Here is a 17,267-nt window from a genome sequence, read left to right on the forward strand (position 1 = left end):
AAAAAAACTTATGTGTTAAAAACTGTCGCGAAACCATCGGGACAGACGCGTCCACCACGCCTCCCCCGAGGCGCGGGGCGCACCACCGTGGACCTCTCCCGCATGGCGGCTGCCATACAGGAGTAAGCCCACGGCGGTGGAATAAATCGGATTGCGAACAATATCGGCCAGGCCATCGATACTCTGCGGATATCCCACGCGTACGGGCATGTGAAAAATCTCCTCGGCAAGCTCCGAAGCCCCCTCCATCTTGGAGGTGCCACCGGTCAACACGATGCCCGAGGGAATGAGATCCTCGAAGCCGGAGCGACGGAGCTCGGCCTGAATGAGCGTGAAGAGTTCGTCATAGCGGGGCTCCACCACCTCGGCGAGAGACTGCCGTGACAGATCCCGGGGCGGTCGATCGCCCACGCTGGGCACCTTGATCGTCTGATCCGCGCCCGCGAGCTGCGTCAATGCACAGGCGTAGCGGATTTTTATCTCTTCGGCGTACTGCGATGGCGTGCGCAGGGCCATGGCGATGTCATTGGTGACCTGGTCGCCGGCGATGGGAATCACGCCGGTGTGCCGGATGGAGCCTTCGGTAAAAATCGCGATATCCGTGGTACCACCGCCGATATCCACCAGGCATACCCCCAACTCCCGCTCGTCGTCTGTGAGCACGGAGTAAGACGACGCGAGTTGCTCGAGAATAATGTCCTCGACCTCCAGGCCACATTTGCGGATGCACTTTTCGATGTTCTGTGCAGCATTCACGGCGCAGGTGACCAGATGAACTTTGGCTTCCAGGCGCACACCGGACATACCCTGGGGCTCTTTAATGCCCTCCTGGCTGTCGATCACGTATTCCTGAGGGAGCACATGGAGAACCTTCTGGTCCGCAGGAATCGCCACGGCGCGCGCGGCATCAATCACCCGCTCGAGGTCCTGACCCACCACTTCCTGCTCCTTGATGGCCACGATGCCGTGGGAGTTGAGGCTGCGGATATGGGATCCCGCGATGCCGACGTACACGGAATGAATCTGGCAGCCTGCCATAAGCTCCGCTTCATCGACGGCCCGCTGAATGGACTGCACCGTCGATTCGATGTTGACGACGACACCCTTCTTCATGCCTTTCGACGGATGGGAGCCGATGCCGATGACTTCGATGCTGCCATCGGCCAGAACCTCTCCCACGATCGCCACTACCTTGGACGTTCCAATATCCAGTCCGACAATCATTCGTCTGTCTTTTGCCGCTGCCATTACTGTCTACCTGCCTGGGTGTTTTCGGACAGCCCCGCCAACTGCGGGGTCTGGTCAAAGGCCACAGCGGCACCGCCGGCGTAGCGCATGTCGACGCGCCGCACCAGGCGGTCAGCATCCTTGAGGTTGCTCCTCCACAACTGCATAAAGCGCTGGAGTCGCAGGGAAAAGTCATGGTCACCGAGCTGAAGCTCAAGCCCGTTATCCAGGCGCACATAAAGCTGCCCGTAATCGTCCTCGCTCAGCGCCGTCGGCGTGAGCTCCAGCGGTCGCAGGCGCTCCAGGAGACGCTGATAGTGATTCATGAGTCGCCCTTCACTGCCTTCGGGGCCCCGGATCGCCGGAAGGTCCTGCCAGCGCTCACCGTCCGTCACTTCGATAATGCGCGCCTCGTGGTTCAAAAAAGCCTCATCACCCCAGCGCGCGATAGGGAGCTGCTCCACCACGCTCACCTCCAGGGTATCGGGAAAACGTCGGCGAAGCTGCGCGGTGTAAACCCAGGGCAGCTCCTCTAGGGTTTCCTGAAGATCCCTGAGGCTGAGAAACAGAAGCCCATCATCCAGGTGACCGGAGAGGACATTCCGTAGCGCTTCCTGGCGCAAATTTTCGATCTTCCCCGTGACGACGATGCGCTCGACGGGGACCGTGCGAAGGGCCTCCATGCCCAGATAGAGAATCACTCCAAGGACCACGAGGGCGCTGAGAGAAACCAGTGCACCAATGCCGCTTTGCAAGCGTGCAAGAAACGCTTTGCAGCGCGAAGACATCGTGGGCTTCTGTCGACGACGGGCGTTTCTGCGTGATGCTGCCATCAGGCTGCCCTCCCCTTGATCGCGGCGCCGGCCTGCCAGGACAGCAGCAAGATCTCCTCAAGGAGCTCCAGGAGGGACATACCTGCCGCTTTGGCTGCCATGGGGACCAGACTGTGGTCCGTCATGCCCGGGACCGTATTCACCTCAAGAAGCTGGAACTCGCCGCGGCGGTTACGCATGAGATCCACACGTCCCCAGATGGAGCAGCCCAGGGCCGCAAAGGCCTCCAAAGCAAGACGGCAGAGCGTCTCTTCTTCGCCGTCGCTGAGACCACAGGGAATGTGATAGCGCGTACTATTGCCCTTGTACTTGGCCTCGTAATCGTAAAACTCCCGGCTAGCCTCAATGCGGATAGGCGGCAACGCGCGATCGCCCAGAATGGCAACGGTGTACTCCGGGCCGTCAATAAACTCCTCGGCGAGAATGCCTTCGCCGTATACCGCGGCGGCCTCGCAGGCAGCCTTAAAGCCATCCACGGAATCAACACGTGACATGCCCAGGCTCGAGCCCTCAGCGCTCGGCTTGATGAATGCTGCGCCCCATTCCGAGAGGAGTGCGGCGGCATCGGTGTGAGCATCTACCATGGCAAAGTTCGCCGTGGGGAGTCCCAGAGATCGCCACAGCTGCTTACTGCGCAGCTTATCCATGGCCAGGGCTGATCCGAGCACATCGCTACCCGTTCCCACCACGCCCATGCTTGCCAGAAGCCCCTGGGTGACACCGTCTTCACCACCCACGCCGTGCTGGATGTTGAACGCTATATCCGCGTCCTCGAGACGCTCCCACCAGCGGGGCTCACCCGTATCAAGGGCAAGGGGCTCGTAGCCACCATCGCGCAGGGTCGTCAGCACGGTATCGGCACTGGCGAGGGAGACCTTACGCTCACCGGAGGTGCCGCCGAAAAGTACAGCGATGCGAAGATCACAAACCTGGCTGTGGACGCTCATGGCAACACCTGCCCGTCGCGCAGCTTGTTCGCCAGTCTGGCGATGTCGCCGGCACCCTGGGTGACCACGATATCGCCGGGCTCCAGCACGTCGACCAGCAGCGCCGGGACTTCCAGGGCGCTCGCCGCATACAGCGGGTCCAGCTGTCCGCGTTGGCGAATAGAACGCGCAAGGGAGCGACTGTCGGCACCGGTGATGACCTCCTCCCCCGCGGGATACACCTCCAGGAGCACGAGAAAGTCCGTTTCGGACAGCACGCTCACAAAATCGTCATAAAGGTCCCGCGTGCGCGTAAAGCGATGGGGTTGATACACCATCACGACGCGGCGCTCGGGCCAGGCCTGGCGGGCCGATGCCAGGGTGGCCGCGACCTCCGTGGGGTGGTGACCATAGTCGTCGACGAGCGTCACCTCATGAGCGCCAATCCGGACTTTATCGAATACGCTGAAGCGCCGGCCCACCCCGCCGAAGTTGGCGAGGGCATTCTGAATCACGGCGTCATCAATCCCCTGGTCCGTCGCCACAGCCACCGCCGCCGTGGCGTTGAGCACATTGTGGGGCCCCGGCATATTCAGGCTGATGGCAAGAGGTGGATGCGCATCAGGGCGTCGGACGACAAAGCGCGTCGACAGCCCGTCGGGCTCCAGATCGCTAATACGGTAATCGGCGTGTTCGCTGAAGCCATAGCCGAGAATCGGACGGCCGAGATCCGCATCCAGTCCGGCCAGCACCGGGTCGTCCACGCAAAGCACCGCCAATCCGTAGAAGGGCAGATTATGAAGAAACTCCACAAAGGTGCGGCGAAGCTCCGCAAAATCTCCACCATAGGTTTCCATGTGGTCCGCTTCGATATTGGTGACCACGGTGACCATAGGCTGGAGATGCAGGAACGACGCATCGCTCTCATCGGCCTCTGCGATGAGAAATCGTCCTGCGCCCAACTGCGCATGGGTACCCGTGCTGTTCACGCGGCCCCCGATGACAAAAGTGGGGTCCAGGCCCGCAGCGGCGAACACGGCGGCGATGAGACTGGTGGTTGTGGTTTTGCCGTGCGTACCTGCCACGGCGATCCCGTAGCGATGGCGCATGAGTTCCGCGAGCATTTCCGCGCGGCGAACCACCGGTATCCGCCGCTCCCTGGCGGCGACCAGCTCGTCATTGTCCTCGCCCACGGCGCTGGAAATCACCACAACATCGGCATCGCTCACGGCGGCTGCACGGTGGCCAATGGTGACGGTGACACCTATGCTGGCGAGGTGCTTCGTGACCGCACCTTCCATAAGGTCGGAGCCGCTCACGGAGAAACCCAGATTCACCAGCACCTCGGCAATACCACTCATACCGCTGCCGCCCACACCCACCATGTGGATGCGGCGTACGCGACGCATTTCTGAGGACCCTGGGATAACGTCAGTCGTCATCGCGTCAAGGCCTCCGCACGATCGGCGATGGCCGCCGTAGCATGAGGTCGGGCACAGGAGCCCGCCGCACGGGACATAGACGCCAGACCCTGGGGATCATCGAGGAGTTTTTGCAGCGTAGACTCCAAAGCGGCCGCTAGCTCTGCTTGTGGGAGGAGCACCGCCGCCCCGGCTTCCACGAGAAATCGGGCATTGGCGCTCTGGTGATCATCGATGGCGTAGGGCAAGGGAACGAGGATGGAAGGTCGCGCCGTGACCGCAAGCTCGGCAACGGTTAAGGCACCGGCGCGGCATATCACCAGCTGCGCCCAGGCGTAGGCTTCCGGCATATCCTCAAGGTACGGCTCCACCTTCCACTTGGCGTTGGTGACCGCCGCGTAATTGTTCTGCGTTGCATCGCTGTGCGTCGGGCCACACTGATGACGCCATTCGCATTTGTCGCCCAGGGCCGCCGCCACGGCGGGGATCGCATCATTAAGAGGCCGCGCTCCGAGGCTGCCCCCGAGCACCAGCACCCGCAGGGGCGTAGCGGAATTGGGCATCCATGGAAAATCCTTCGCCACGGGGAGCAGGTCTTTGCGCACGGGGTTGCCCAGATATTCGGCCTCGGGATATTCCGTCAGCACCCCGGGAAAGCCCGTCACAATCGCCGAGGCCAGACGCGCCAGGGCGCGATTTGCACTTCCGGGCACAGCGTTTTGCTCCTGCAGGAGCAAAGGTCGGCGCGTCATCCAGGCGGCGCAGGCAGCGGGGAACGAGGCATAACCGCCCATCCCCACAACCAGGGCCGGTCTGAAGCGCAGCATTACCCACAGGGACTGCAGTAACGACACACCCAGGAGCACCACGGCGAGGATCTGCTGGAGCAGACCCTTGCCTCGCAGCCCTCGCATGGGCAGGGGCAAAAACTGTATGTCAGCGTCCGGTACCACCCGCGCCTCAAGGCCTCGGCGGGTGCCGATCCAGGCGAGACGAAAACCGCGTTCACGCAAGTCCATAGCCACGGCGAGGGCAGGATAGACATGCCCCCCCGTACCACCGGCAAGCATCAACGCCAGAGGAGCGCTCATCGTTTGCGCCCTCCTTTTGGCTGGTTCCGCTCATGAGCAACGCGCAGCACCATGCTGAGCAACACACAGGCGGTGATGAGACTGGTGCCGCCATAGCTGATCAAGGGCAGGGTCAGGCCTTTGGTGGGCAACAGACCGGCGCTCACACCCATGTTGACAAAGGCTTGCCCTGAGAACATGAGCGCCACCCCAAAACAGAGATAGGCGGAGAACAGCTGTCCGTCTTTCTGCGCCTGTCGACCGAGGTAAAAGATCCGAAGCACCAGGGCCAGAAACAGACTGATGAGCACAAAGGCGCCCACGAAGCCCGTCTCTTCCGCCCAGATGGAAAACACAAAATCGGTATGGGCTTCGGGTAGATAAAACAACTTTTGCACACTGTTACCCAGCCCCACGCCGAACCACTCGCCGCGACCAAAGGCAATGAGCGACTGAATCAACTGAAAGCCTGAGCCGAAAGGATCGGCCCAGGGATCCGTATAGGCAATGAGACGTTGCAGGCGGTAGGGCGCTGCCTGAATCAGTAAGGCGCCCAGAGCACCGGTGGCCAGAATGATCAGGCTGAGGTGCGTCAGGCGCATACCCGCCAGGAACAGCATGCCAAAGGCCGTGGCGAACATGATCACCACGGCGCCGAAATCCGGCTCAGCCAACAACAATACGGCGACCAGCCCAAGAATCATGAGTGGCCGCAGGATGCCCTGCCAACTTTCCTGCAGGGTTTTCCCCTGGCGCAGGAGATAGCCTGAGAGATAAACAATCATCGCCGCCTTCGCCAACTCCGATGGCTGCAGGGTCATGGAGCCCAAAGCCAGCCAGCGCTGACTGCCGTTGACGTTGCGACCTACCCCGGGGATCAGCACCAGAATCAGCAGCAGGCTTGAGAGCAACAGGAGCAGCCAGCCGCTGCGATACCAAAACTCCACGGGCACCTGGTAACAGATGAAACCGCTGATAAGCGCCAACGCGAGATAAATGAGGTGACGAATACTGTGATGCCACATGTTGTTGTAGCTCGCCTCGGCATAGCCCACGGAGGCAGAGCTGATCGCAATCAAACCGATGAGCAGCAGCGCCACGGCGATGGCCATAAGCATCAGATCCGGGAACCGACCCGTATCAGCGGCGACCGTTGCACGGGGAGTCGTCGCAGCGGCGGCAGTCATAGGGAGCCCTCCGCCATGACCAATTCCTTGAAGCGCTCACCGCGGGCGCCATAGCTTTCGAACTGATCGAAACTTGCGCAGGCCGGAGACAACAAAACGATGTCGCCGGGCTTTGCGACCGCGCGGGCCGACGCCACCGCCGCCTCGAGGGTGTCGACGGACAGAAGATCACCGGCATCACCCAGCGCCTCGGCAATCACCGGCGCAGCCTCCCCGATGAGCAGAACCTTGTCGCAGTGGGCAGCGACCGCGGGCTTCAGCACCCGAAAATCCGCGCCCTTGTCGCGCCCTCCCGCGATGAGTATGAGGCGATGGGACTCACCCAGACCTTCGATCGCCGCGAGGGCAGCGCCAACATTGGTCGCCTTGGAGTCATTGATCCAACGCACACCACCGCTCTCGAGCACCAGCTCGCAGCGATGCGCCAAACCCGAAAATTCACGAAGCACCGTCATCATCGCTTCCCGAGGCAGATCAATAGCCGAGCCCAGAGCCAGGGCAGCGAGAGCATTTGCAAGATTGTGACGGCCGGGCAAAGCAAGCTCCGAGGCTTTCAACAGCGGCTCAAAACCGTGTACCAGGGTTGGCTCGCCATCAATGTCACGCAGGCCAAAACCCTGGAGATCGGGTTCGCCCAGACGCCAGCTCAGCTGCTGCCGGCCCGCCGCCAGGGGAGGAATGGTCAGGGGATCATCAAGGTTATAGACCACCTTCTTACAGCCATTGAATATTCGATGCTTGGCCTGGTGATAGCGCGGCATACTGCCGTGACGATCCAGGTGATCCGGCGTCAGGTTGAGCACCGTTGCTACCTGAAGGTTCAGGGCGCCCGCGCGCTCCAGCTGAAAGCTTGAGAGCTCCAGCACATACAGCTCATTGCGATCATCAAGAAGATCCAGCGCCGGCACGCCCAGGTTGCCGCCAACGCCCGCGGTATAACCCGCCGCCCGGACCATCGCTCCCAGCATCTCGGTGACCGTGGACTTGGCATTCGAGCCCGTGATTCCAATCACCGGCGCCTGAGCCGCCGCCACGAAGAGATCAATATCACCGCAGAGTCTGGCACCCGCGCTCACTGCCTCTTGCAGCCAGGGCTCATCGGGCGAGATTCCCGGGCTGACAATAAGTTCCGCCGCTGTGTTCAAAACATCCTGCGCGTCGCTCCCCAACATCACGGGGACGCCGGGCATTTCAGCGCGAAGCTCTTCCAGACCCGGGGGCTTCTCCCGGGTATCAACAACGGTGAATTCCTCACCACTGCGATCCAGATAGCGGGCCACGGACAGACCGGTGACACCGAGCCCCACAACCACTTTGCGACGCGTGCTGCTGATAAGAGACGACATGTCTTTCGCTATCTCTCCCATTACCGCAGCTTCAAGGTGGCAAGACCGAACAGCACCAGCATTACCGTGATAATCCAGAACCGGACGATAACGCGGGGCTCAGGCCAGCCTTTCAATTCGTAGTGATGATGAATCGGCGCCATGCGGAAAAGGCGCTTACCCGTGAGCTTGAAAGACGCCACCTGGAGAATCACGGAGACCGTCTCCAGCACAAAAATTCCACCCATGATGAAAAACACAATCTCGTGACGGGTAATCACGGCCACGGTGCCCAGGGCGGCGCCGAGGGCGAGAGCGCCCACATCACCCATGAACACCTGTGCGGGATAGGTGTTGAACCACAGAAAACCCAGGCCCGCGCCGGCAATGCTGCCGCAGAACACCGACAGTTCACCGCTCCCCGCCACATAGGGAATTTGCAGATACTGAGCGAAATTCACGTTACCCGTGAGATAAGCGATGAGACCCAGGGCCGTTCCCACGAGCACCGTGGGCAGAATCGCCAGACCGTCGAGTCCGTCAGTGAGATTCACCGCATTACTGGCACCGACGATGACGAAGTAAGCGAGGACCACAAAGGCCGCGCCCATGGGAATCGCGATGTCCTTGAAAAAGGGAATAAACAGCTGGGTTGTTACGGGGCTGTCGGCGGTCATAAACAGAAAGACGGCGGCGGAGAGGCCGGCCACGGACTGCCAGAGATATTTCCATCGCGCCGGCAATCCCCGGTGATTGCGCTCCACAACTTTGCGGTAATCATCCACCCAACCCACAGCGCCGAAAGCCGCGGTGACCAATAGAGCGACCCACACATAGGCATTGGACAGGTCGGCCCACAGCAAGGTACTGATGGCAATGGCCACCAGGATCAGTGCACCACCCATGGTCGGTGTGCCGGACTTTTCCAGATGGGACTCGGGACCATCGCTGCGCACGGACTGCCCCACCTGGTAATAGCTGAGACGACGGATCATCACCGGACCTACGAGCAGGGAAATCAACAGGGCGGTTCCCGCCGCGAGAATGCCGCGCAAGGTCAGATACTGGAACACGCGGAACGCCGACTCGAACTGCGCCAGGTAGTCTGCCAGGATCATCAGCATAGGCCGGCCTCCCGGGCGGTATCACGAATAGCCACCAGTACCGACTCCATGGCCGCGCCCCGCGAACCCTTTACCAGGAGCGTGTCACTTTGCTCCAGCAGTTCCGGTAGCGCCGCGGTCAGGGCATCCCGCGTCGGATACCACTGCCCTGTCGATCCGAAGGTCTCCACGGCGGGCTTCAGGGCATCGCCAATACCAACGAAACGTGTCACGCCCTGCTCCCGGGCGCGCGCTCCCATCTCACGGTGTCGCTCGGCGCTCTCCTCGCCCAGTTCCAACATTTCGCCGAGGATCAGCAGGCTGTTTCCCGCGGTTGCGGCCAGAAGGTCTATCGCCGCTCTGACGGATCCGGGATTGGCGTTGTAGCTGTCATCAATCAGCGTTTTATCCTCGCCCAGGCTCTCGGCCCGCAAGCGACCGGATTCAGCTTCCGCCTGTTCGAGCCCCGTCACTATGGTCCCGAGATCGAGACCCGCCGCCGTCGCCAGCGCTGCTGCCGCAAGGGCATTGGCCACGCTGTGCCTGCCGGGAAGGGGAAAGCGCACGGCCTGCTCTTCGCCGTGAACACGCAAGGTGAACTCACTGCCTTGCAAGCCGAGATCCCTGAGATCGGCAACCGTAATATCGCCTTCCTCGCCGAGGGAGTAGCTCACGGTATCGGCGCCGGCACGGGCGATACGCTCACGCCACAGGGACACCCAGGGCTGGTCGAGATTCAAAATAGCCGTGCCCTGGGCACCGAGACCGTCAAAGATTTCCGCTTTGATATCCGCCACGTCGGCGACGCTGCCAAAGCCCTCGAGGTGAGCCTCCATGGCATTCAGCACCGTGGTTATCGAGGGTCGGGCCAGGGCGCACAGGTGCGCAATGTCGCCGCGCCGGGTGGCACCCATCTCAACGATGGCGAAGCGGGTTTCATCATCCAGCCGTGCCAGAGTCAGCGGCACGCCAATTTCATTGTTGTAGTTACCGGCCGTGGCCACCGTCGGCCCCGCCTGAGTGAAAATGCTGCGGCAGAGGTTTTTCACCGTGGTTTTTCCGCAGCTGCCGGTAATGGCAATCACCAGGCTCCTGGAGAAGTCGCGACTCGCCCGCCCTATGTCTGACAGTGCCGCCAGACAGCTGGAGACCCGCAAGCAGGGAACGTCTGCATCCACGGGATGCTCCACCAGTGCCGCGATGGCTCCGTTTGCCACCGCCGCATCGATGTAGTTATGGCCGTCGACACGCTCTCCCGGAAGGGCCACGAAAAGATCCCCCGGCGTGACGGCACGGGAATCAATAGTGATGCCGGAGACCGCTAACGGCGCGCCCTCGTAGGGCGCACCCAGGCGCTCTGCGATGACTGACAGAGAAAGCGCGGACATCATGCGGCAGACCTCGCCAGAACCTGCTGAGCCACGGCGCTGTCACTGAAGGTGAAACGCTGATCACCGATGATCTGATAGTCCTCGTGCCCCTTACCCGCGATGAGGACGCAGTCTTCGGGCGCGGCGGATTCAATGGCCATGGCAATGGCATCGCCGCGATCTGCACAGACGTGATACTCCCCCGCCATCGCGGCTTCAATGTCGGCAATGATCGCCAGGGGATCCTCGCTGCGGGGATTGTCACTGGTGATCACGGCGCGATCAGCTATCGCGGCGACCGCCTCCGCCATCAGGGGACGCTTGCCTTTGTCACGATCGCCGCCACAGCCAAAGACCGCAATGAGCCGGCCCTTGCACTGCTCCCGCAAAGCTATAAGCACATGGCGCAGGGCATCCGGCGTGTGGGCGTAGTCAACCACCACCAGGGGACCGGCTGCGCTGTGAATCGGCTCCATGCGCCCGGGTACCGGCTGCAGACTTTCTGCGGCCGTCATCACCGCATCGAAGGGAACCCCAGCCTGGAGCGCAGCGGTAAGCGCCGCGAGCAGGTTGACCGCATTGAACTTACCCAGAAGGGGACAGTTGAGAGTCCCGTTACCCCAGGGACTCTCGAGACGCATCTGCATCCCGGCGCTATGGAGGCGGAGATTGCTCAGACGGACATCCGCCGATGCATCGTTCAGACCATAGCGAAGCACCGCTACGCCCAGGGACATCCTGCCCGCAAGGACATCACTGAAAGGGTCATCGCTATTGAGGATGGCCGTACGGAGAGATTCAAAGGCAAACAGCCGGGCTTTTGCAGCGCCATAGGATTCCATGTCGCCGTGGTAATCAAGATGGTCTCTCGTGAGATTGGTGAAGATGGCGGAGTCAATATCCAGCCCGTTTACACGACCCTGATCCAAAGCGTGGGACGACACCTCCATACTCACAAAGGGAACCGCCTGTCCCGCCCAGCTTGCCAGGATTTCCTGCATGGCGATGGAGTCGGGGGTGGTGTGGACGCTGTCCTGCACCCCTGCGGTGAGCGATGCCCCCAGGGTGCCGATAACACCGCAGTCATACCCCGCGCTACGCAGTAGCTGGGCAAACAACTGACTGACGGTGGTTTTACCATTGGTGCCCGTGACCGCTGCCACGTGCATCTGGCGACTGGGATCGCGATAGTAGCGTCCGGCGATTTCACAAAGCTTATGGCGCAAACCGGGGATGACCACGCAGGGGAGCGGCGGCTCCTCACCCGGTAATTCGTCTTCCACCAGGGCCGCCACCGCACCGGCGGCGGCAGCCTGGGAAAGATACGCCCGGCCGTCGTGGGACCCGCCACGCAAGGCGACGAAAAGCTCTCCCGGCTGAACGTTTCGGCTGTCCAGACACAGTCCCGCGATATCGATGTTTGGCAGACCAGCAGCCAAATCAGCCCCGGTGCCCATCAGCAGCGCTGGCAGTTCGCGGCAGGTATTGACGGTCACCGGCGTCATGCACCACCTCCGGCGGCGACGGCGAGCATCGTGTCGGGGGCTTCGAGCGTCGGCGCTACGCCGAGGAGGCGCAGCGTCTCCGCCGCGACCCGGGCAAACACCGGCGCTGCTGCAGAGCCACCACCGTAGTTGTCCCCCTTGGGGCGGTCCAACACAACGACCGTGACAAACCGCGGATCTTCAATGGGCGCCATACCGACAAAGAGCGCCACGTATTGATCGTCCAGATAGCCACCGGCACCGACCTTGTGCACCGTACCGGTTTTTCCGCCTACCTCGTAGCCAGGCACCCGCGCTTTGCGGGCGGTCCCCTGGGATCCTGTCACTTCGTGGAGCACGCCCCGCACCTTGGCCGCAATATCCGCATCAACCACACGCTCGCCGCGCACATCAACAACCTCCCGCTGAAGAAGGGAGAGCTCCGGCAACATGCCGCCATTGGCAAACACCGCGTAGGCCCGGGCGATCTGCAGCGGCGTGGCCGTCAGACCATAGCCAAAAGCCAGGGTGACCTGCTCAATGGGGCGCCAGCGCGGACGCTGGGGAAGGAGGCCTGCGCTCTCGCCGGGAAATCCTGTGGCGGTCGTCTGACCTAGACCAAAGCGGTTAAACACATCCCAGATGGGCTCGTGGCCGATGTCCAGGGCAATCTTGGTAATACCCACCTGACTGGACTTTTCGACCACGCGCGAGAGGGTGATTTCACCGTAATTGCGGGGATCGGGAAGCACCTTGCGCCCGACGCGAATTCGCCCGGGACTGGTATCGATGAGGGTGTCCGTGTCGTAGCGGCCCGACTCCAAAGCGGCTACCAGCGTAAGGGGCTTCATGGTCGAACCCGGCTCAAAGATGTCCGTGAGGGCGCGATTGCGCGTCTGACTCATGGTCACGGTGCTACGATTATTGGGATTAAAATCGGGATAGCTCGCGCTCGCCAGCACCTCGCCCGTGTGACTGTCGATGGTCACGATGACGCCCGCCTCCGCGCCGGTGACGGTCGCTGCACGATTCAGCTCCCGGTGGAGCAGGTACTGGAGACGCAGATCAATGGAGAGCTGCAGATTGCGACCGGGACGCACGGGATCAATGACACCGATGTCGCGTACGGCATCGCCGTGGAGATCCTTGATGTAACGCTTTTTCCCCGGATGTCCGCGAAGCCAGTCATCATAGGCCAGCTCCAAACCCGCGACGCCAGCGCCATCCACATTCGTCATGCCCACAAGCTGGGCCGCCACTTCACCTGCGGGATAAAAACGACGGTACTCCCGCTCGGCGCGCACGCCGGGAATATTCAGGGCAAGCACTTCCCGCGCACTGTCGGGAATCAGATGCCGGCGCAGATACATAAACTGCTTGCCGTTATAGCGCAGCAAGCGGTCCTCGAGCTCTGCCGTGCTCAAATCAAGGGCTGATGCCAACTCCGGCAGGCGATCGCTATCTCTGAGGACCTTGGGGTTCGCCCAGAGAGAAATCACCGGGGTGCTGACCGCAAGAGGCTCACCCCGGCGATCGGTGATCAGCCCGCGATAGGCCGGGAGCTCCGCCGTGCGCAGCATGCGCATATCCCCCTGGCGCTTCAGGAACTCCACACCACGACCCATATCGAGAACCTGGAGAGACAGCACCCGCCCCACCAGCGCAAGAAACATCAGCACCAGGAGCGCAAGCACGACATTTGCCCGCCAGGGCTGCACGGATACTTTGGCCGTCTTACTCATGGGGCCACCAGGCGCGTTTGTTCATGGCCCGGAGCAACGAGACCCAGGGTCTCGCCCGCTTCACTTTCAATGCGGTAATGGGAGGCCAGGGTGCTCTGCTCCAGGAGCAGACGGCTGTATTCCTCCTCGAGGTACCAGCGTCGCGCCTCGAGGTCCTGAAGCTGCGCATAAAAACCGCGGCTGGCATGCGTGCTGGCAATGATGAAAAAGGCACTCCCCAGCACCAGCATAAGCAGTACCAGGGCCCACCAGGGCTTTAAGACCGCGGCGCTCACGCGATCTTCTCCGCACAGCGCATGATGGCGCTCCGCGACCGCGGATTGGCTGCCACCTCCTGGTCACTTGCCCGCACCGCCTTGCCCAGCAGACGCATGGGCACACCGACATCGACATCTCTTACGGGCAGATCCCGGGGCAACTGGGGGCCGCGGCTCATGTCCCGAAGATGACGTTTGACCAGGCGATCCTCGAGAGAGTGAAAGCTGATCACCACCAGGCGGCCGCCGACGGCGAGCACCGACAGCGCCAGGGACAGGAGCTCGGCGAGATCATCGAGCTCCCGATTGACCCGAATGCGGATAGCCTGAAAAGAGCGGGTCGCGGGATGCTTGTGCTTTTCCCAGCGCGGATGGGCCTCACTGACAATGGAGGCCAGCTGCGCCGTTCGCGTGAGGGGCTTTTCGGAGCGCGCTTTTACGATGGCCGCGGCAATGCGGCGGGCATAGCGCTCCTCGCCGTACTCTCGCAGCACATCGATAATTTCCTGCTCCGGCGCGGCCGCAATCCAGTCGGCGGCTGATTCTCCGCGACTGCGATCCATGCGCATATCAAGGGGGCCGTCCTGCTGAAAACTGAATCCGCGCTCCGCCTGATCCAGCTGCGGACTGGAAACGCCAAGATCCAGCAGGATGCCATCGACGGCACCCAGACCCCGCTCCTCCAAAAAAGCCGGCAGTGCGGCAAAGGAGCCACGGGCGAAGGAAAACCGATCATCCCCGGCAAGGAGTTCCTCCGCATCGCGCTCCGCTTCTTCATCCTTGTCGCAGGCAAAGAGACGGCCTTGATTATCCAACCGACGAAGAATCTCACGGCTGTGGCCACCGCGACCGAAGGTGCCATCGACGTAAAGGCCGGCGGGGCTGCCTACCAGCGCGTCCACCGCTTCGTGCAACAATACCGTTTCATGGGAGGCCGCCATCTAGAGAGGCAGATTCATCAGCTCGTCGGGCCATGGCTCATCCGCCCCGACATCTTCCAGCGCCTTGTCGCGCTCGACAATCCAGAGCTCCTCGCTCCAGAGTTCCATCTTGTTGCCCTGCCCCACCAGCACGAGCTTTTTCTCCAGGCGGGCGTACTCGCGCAGAGACGGCGGCAGCAACATGCGGCCATTGCTGTCGAGCTGTATATCCGTGGCGTAGCCCAGCATCAGACGCTGAAAGCGTTTTACCGCAGGATTGAGAGAAGGTAGTTTTTGCAGGTCTTGTTCAATCTGCTCCCAGGCGGGCAGCGGATAGATACACAAACAGGAGGTCTGGGTATCGATAGTCACAACAATTTCGCCAGCACACTGCTCAAGCAGAGGCTCACGCTGACGCGCGGGGATCGCCAGGCGACCCTTTGCATCCATATTGATGTGCTGCACACCACGAAACACTTCTTATCGACCCCTTTTTTCCGGCGAATTCCACAAATCGCCAGAATTACCCACTTCTCTCCACTTCTCGACACTATAGGTGCGCAGGAAAGGGCAAGTCAAGCAAGAAAACGCAAAAAAGCCTGTTATTTCAGGGGTTTGGGAGCAGTTTAGGGAGGATTGGAGGACATTTACAAGCGCATTTAGCGGCGGTAAAAAATCACAAAAACAGCGGCCTAAGGCGTTAAGCTAAGCTTTTACTTTAAGTTAAAGCTCATTTTCTTATTTGGTCGCTGGGTTTTAGGCAAATTCCGTCTAACCAGCGTCGGGATTACCGCAAGATGTTCCCGGTTGACGCTTTCGGGATCCCTGCGGGTTCTCCAGAGAGCAAAACAGCGCCCGAGAAACAGTGCCACGAGCGGCACTTCTACCTGCCCTGGTTTCTGATAGACCTGACTTCTGATCGTCGTGGCCTCTGATCGCCCTGGCGTCTGATCGCGCCGGCTGCAACAGGCGTTGTGGCGGCTGTGGTTTGCAGCTACAACGCCTGGAGCTGCACGGCCTCAGCCGCAGCAAAAATTAAAGAAGTTGGCCGATAAGCCGGGTTCTGTCGAGAACGATCATTCATCTGGGACGAGCGTCGCCGCCCGCCTCTAGCGACCTACCCGAATCCACTGCGGGCCGCAGCTGGTGGATTCCTATTTGGTCTTGCTCCAGGTGGGGTTTACCATCGCCGCGCCTGTTACCAGCCGCGCGGTGCGCTCTTACCGCACCTTTTCACCCTTACCCTTCACAGGACATCGTTGAGAGGTCCTGCCAAGACGTCCGAGCCATTGCATTAACAGCCCTGAGCGGTCTTGGAGAAAGGCGGTTTCCTTTCTGCTGCACTTTCCGTGGGCTCACACCCCCCAGGCGTTACCTGGCACCCTGCCCTATGGAGCCCGGACTTTCCTCCGTACCCCCTGAAACAGGGAATACCGCGATCGTCTGGCCAACTTCGCGCGCAGAGTAGCGACAGGCGGAGCCAGGCGCAAGAAGCAATCCTGCATCAGCCCTCTTTATGCTGCAGTAAATAATCATAGAGCTGGCGGCTGGGCATGCCTGCGTAGGCAGCCACCAGCTTCGCCGCCTGCCGCGCCGGCATATGCTCCGCCATTCCGCGTAACAACTCCCCCAGGGCGGAATCCACCTCGGCAACACCCTGATCCGGCGCCGGCGCTAAGAGCAGAACAATCTCTCCGCGCGCCTGGTTGGCATCATCCCGCACCCATTCACAAAGCTCCGAAAGAGATGCCCGACGGATCGTTTCGAAGCTTTTGGTCAGCTCCCGTGCCAGCGCAGCTTCTCGTGAGCCACCCATCACAGCCTGCAGATCCTCCAGGGTCGCAAGGATGCGATGGGGGGCCTCGTAAAAAATCAGGGTCGCGTCTGAGGAGGCAAGCGCTTCCAGCCGCCGCCGGCGGGCCTCACCGCGATTGGGTAAAAAGCCCTCAAAGGCAAAGCGGTCACTGGGCAACCCCGATCCTGACAGCCCCACCACGGCGGCACAGGGTCCCGGCAGGGGAATGACTTTTAAACCTTCATCCTGCATCACCCTGACGAGTCGATAACCGGGATCCGAGATCGTTGGCGTACCTGCGTCGGACACCAGCGCCACGGACTCGCCGGCGGCGACCCGCGCTGCCAGTTGCTCCGCCACCTGGGGCGCGCTGTGCTCATGGTAGGCGAGCATGCGAGTCTTGATCCCCTCCCCGCTGAGAAGCTGCCCCGTGCGACGGGTATCCTCCGCCGCGATACACGATACCTGTGAAAGCACCTCCACCGCCCTACGGGAAATGTCACCGAGATTGCCGATAGGCGTGGCCACAATGTAGAGCGCCGGTTCCAAGAGCGACAGCCTCCCTTATAATGCAGAGATCTCCGCGGCACTGGCCGCGTTCCAACTT

15 protein-coding genes and 1 other RNA gene are annotated in these 17,267 nt (G+C 61.4%); all 16 read right to left on the minus strand.

Going from position 1 to position 17,267, the window contains the following annotated elements; translation table 11 throughout:
- Positions 1 to 15 precede the first annotated feature (15 nt).
- Positions 16 to 1,248 (minus strand): cell division protein FtsA, encoded by a 1,233-nt coding sequence (gene ftsA, locus KT71_RS14995; RefSeq protein WP_008294519.1) that lies wholly within the window; start codon positions 1,246 to 1,248, stop codon positions 16 to 18.
- Entirely contained in the window at positions 1,248 to 2,060 is an 813-nt protein-coding gene (locus KT71_RS15000) for a cell division protein FtsQ/DivIB (RefSeq protein WP_008294518.1), read from the minus strand. The genes ftsA and KT71_RS15000 overlap by 1 nt, the downstream gene beginning before the upstream one ends.
- The gene (locus KT71_RS15005) at positions 2,060 to 3,007 is read right to left on the minus strand and encodes a D-alanine--D-alanine ligase (protein ID WP_008294517.1); all 948 of its coding nucleotides are present in this window, start codon (positions 3,005 to 3,007) and stop codon (positions 2,060 to 2,062) included. The genes KT71_RS15000 and KT71_RS15005 overlap by 1 nt, the downstream gene beginning before the upstream one ends.
- Positions 3,004 to 4,428 carry a UDP-N-acetylmuramate--L-alanine ligase gene (gene murC / locus KT71_RS15010; protein WP_023660148.1) on the minus strand — a complete coding sequence of 475 codons (1,425 nt, stop codon included), beginning with the start codon at positions 4,426 to 4,428 and terminating at the stop codon, positions 3,004 to 3,006. The genes KT71_RS15005 and murC overlap by 4 nt, the downstream gene beginning before the upstream one ends.
- Complete coding sequence (gene murG, locus KT71_RS15015; protein ID WP_008294515.1) at positions 4,425 to 5,498, minus strand: undecaprenyldiphospho-muramoylpentapeptide beta-N-acetylglucosaminyltransferase; 1,074 nt, start codon at positions 5,496 to 5,498, stop codon at positions 4,425 to 4,427. The genes murC and murG overlap by 4 nt, the downstream gene beginning before the upstream one ends.
- Complete coding sequence (gene ftsW, locus KT71_RS15020; RefSeq protein ID WP_008294514.1) at positions 5,495 to 6,664, minus strand: putative lipid II flippase FtsW; 1,170 nt, start codon at positions 6,662 to 6,664, stop codon at positions 5,495 to 5,497. Before ftsW ends, murG begins: the two co-directional genes overlap by 4 nt.
- Positions 6,661 to 8,010, minus strand: a complete 1,350-nt coding sequence (murD, locus tag KT71_RS15025; RefSeq protein ID WP_040363324.1) for a UDP-N-acetylmuramoyl-L-alanine--D-glutamate ligase — start codon at positions 8,008 to 8,010, stop codon at positions 6,661 to 6,663. The genes ftsW and murD overlap by 4 nt, the downstream gene beginning before the upstream one ends.
- A 20-nt stretch (positions 8,011 to 8,030) precedes the next feature.
- Positions 8,031 to 9,113, minus strand: coding sequence for a phospho-N-acetylmuramoyl-pentapeptide-transferase (mraY, locus tag KT71_RS15030; protein WP_008294512.1), 1,083 nt, complete (start codon positions 9,111 to 9,113; stop codon positions 8,031 to 8,033).
- Positions 9,107 to 10,483, minus strand: coding sequence for a UDP-N-acetylmuramoyl-tripeptide--D-alanyl-D-alanine ligase (locus KT71_RS15035; RefSeq protein ID WP_008294511.1), 1,377 nt, complete (start codon positions 10,481 to 10,483; stop codon positions 9,107 to 9,109). Before KT71_RS15035 ends, mraY begins: the two co-directional genes overlap by 7 nt.
- Positions 10,480 to 11,967: a UDP-N-acetylmuramoyl-L-alanyl-D-glutamate--2,6-diaminopimelate ligase gene (locus KT71_RS15040; RefSeq protein WP_008294510.1), complete on the minus strand. Its 1,488-nt coding sequence runs from the start codon at positions 11,965 to 11,967 to the stop codon at positions 10,480 to 10,482. Before KT71_RS15040 ends, KT71_RS15035 begins: the two co-directional genes overlap by 4 nt.
- Positions 11,964 to 13,688, minus strand: coding sequence for a peptidoglycan D,D-transpeptidase FtsI family protein (locus KT71_RS15045; protein ID WP_008294509.1), 1,725 nt, complete (start codon positions 13,686 to 13,688; stop codon positions 11,964 to 11,966). The genes KT71_RS15040 and KT71_RS15045 overlap by 4 nt, the downstream gene beginning before the upstream one ends.
- Positions 13,685 to 13,963: a cell division protein FtsL gene (gene ftsL / locus KT71_RS15050; RefSeq protein ID WP_008294508.1), complete on the minus strand. Its 279-nt coding sequence runs from the start codon at positions 13,961 to 13,963 to the stop codon at positions 13,685 to 13,687. Before ftsL ends, KT71_RS15045 begins: the two co-directional genes overlap by 4 nt.
- On the minus strand, positions 13,960 to 14,886 hold the full coding sequence (gene rsmH, locus KT71_RS15055; RefSeq protein WP_008294507.1) for a 16S rRNA (cytosine(1402)-N(4))-methyltransferase RsmH: 927 nt from the start codon (positions 14,884 to 14,886) through the stop codon (positions 13,960 to 13,962). The genes ftsL and rsmH overlap by 4 nt, the downstream gene beginning before the upstream one ends.
- Positions 14,887 to 15,342, minus strand: coding sequence for a division/cell wall cluster transcriptional repressor MraZ (mraZ, locus tag KT71_RS15060; RefSeq protein WP_008294505.1), 456 nt, complete (start codon positions 15,340 to 15,342; stop codon positions 14,887 to 14,889).
- A 559-nt stretch (positions 15,343 to 15,901) separates the two neighbouring features.
- Positions 15,902 to 16,320: RNase P RNA component class A (gene rnpB / locus KT71_RS19935), an RNA gene on the minus strand.
- Between the two features lie 49 nt (positions 16,321 to 16,369).
- Complete coding sequence (gene rsmI / locus KT71_RS15065; protein ID WP_008294503.1) at positions 16,370 to 17,209, minus strand: 16S rRNA (cytidine(1402)-2'-O)-methyltransferase; 840 nt, start codon at positions 17,207 to 17,209, stop codon at positions 16,370 to 16,372.
- Positions 17,210 to 17,267: the final 58 nt, after the last annotated feature.

It is taken from the genome of Congregibacter litoralis KT71, assembly GCF_000153125.2.
Classification (GTDB): domain Bacteria; phylum Pseudomonadota; class Gammaproteobacteria; order Pseudomonadales; family Halieaceae; genus Congregibacter; species Congregibacter litoralis.

Bases quoted from the DNA above. Each gene is read 5' to 3' on its own strand.
- KT71_RS15045 (WP_008294509.1), bottom strand. From the start codon at position 13,688: ATGAGTAAGACGGCCAAAGTATCCGTGCAGCCCTGGCGGGCAAATGTC.
- mraY (WP_008294512.1), bottom strand. From the start codon at position 9,113: ATGCTGATGATCCTGGCAGACTACCTGGCGCAGTTCGAGTCGGCGTTC.
- murG (WP_008294515.1), bottom strand. From the start codon at position 5,498: ATGAGCGCTCCTCTGGCGTTGATGCTTGCCGGTGGTACGGGGGGGCAT.
- KT71_RS15005 (WP_008294517.1), bottom strand. From the start codon at position 3,007: ATGAGCGTCCACAGCCAGGTTTGTGATCTTCGCATCGCTGTACTTTTC.
- KT71_RS15040 (WP_008294510.1), bottom strand. From the start codon at position 11,967: ATGACGCCGGTGACCGTCAATACCTGCCGCGAACTGCCAGCGCTGCTG.
- rsmH (WP_008294507.1), bottom strand. From the start codon at position 14,886: ATGGCGGCCTCCCATGAAACGGTATTGTTGCACGAAGCGGTGGACGCG.
- murD (WP_040363324.1), bottom strand. From the start codon at position 8,010: ATGTCGTCTCTTATCAGCAGCACGCGTCGCAAAGTGGTTGTGGGGCTC.
- ftsA (WP_008294519.1), bottom strand. From the start codon at position 1,248: ATGGCAGCGGCAAAAGACAGACGAATGATTGTCGGACTGGATATTGGA.
- murC (WP_023660148.1), bottom strand. From the start codon at position 4,428: ATGACGACTGACGTTATCCCAGGGTCCTCAGAAATGCGTCGCGTACGC.
- KT71_RS15000 (WP_008294518.1), bottom strand. From the start codon at position 2,060: ATGGCAGCATCACGCAGAAACGCCCGTCGTCGACAGAAGCCCACGATG.
- ftsW (WP_008294514.1), bottom strand. From the start codon at position 6,664: ATGACTGCCGCCGCTGCGACGACTCCCCGTGCAACGGTCGCCGCTGAT.
- KT71_RS15035 (WP_008294511.1), bottom strand. From the start codon at position 10,483: ATGATGTCCGCGCTTTCTCTGTCAGTCATCGCAGAGCGCCTGGGTGCG.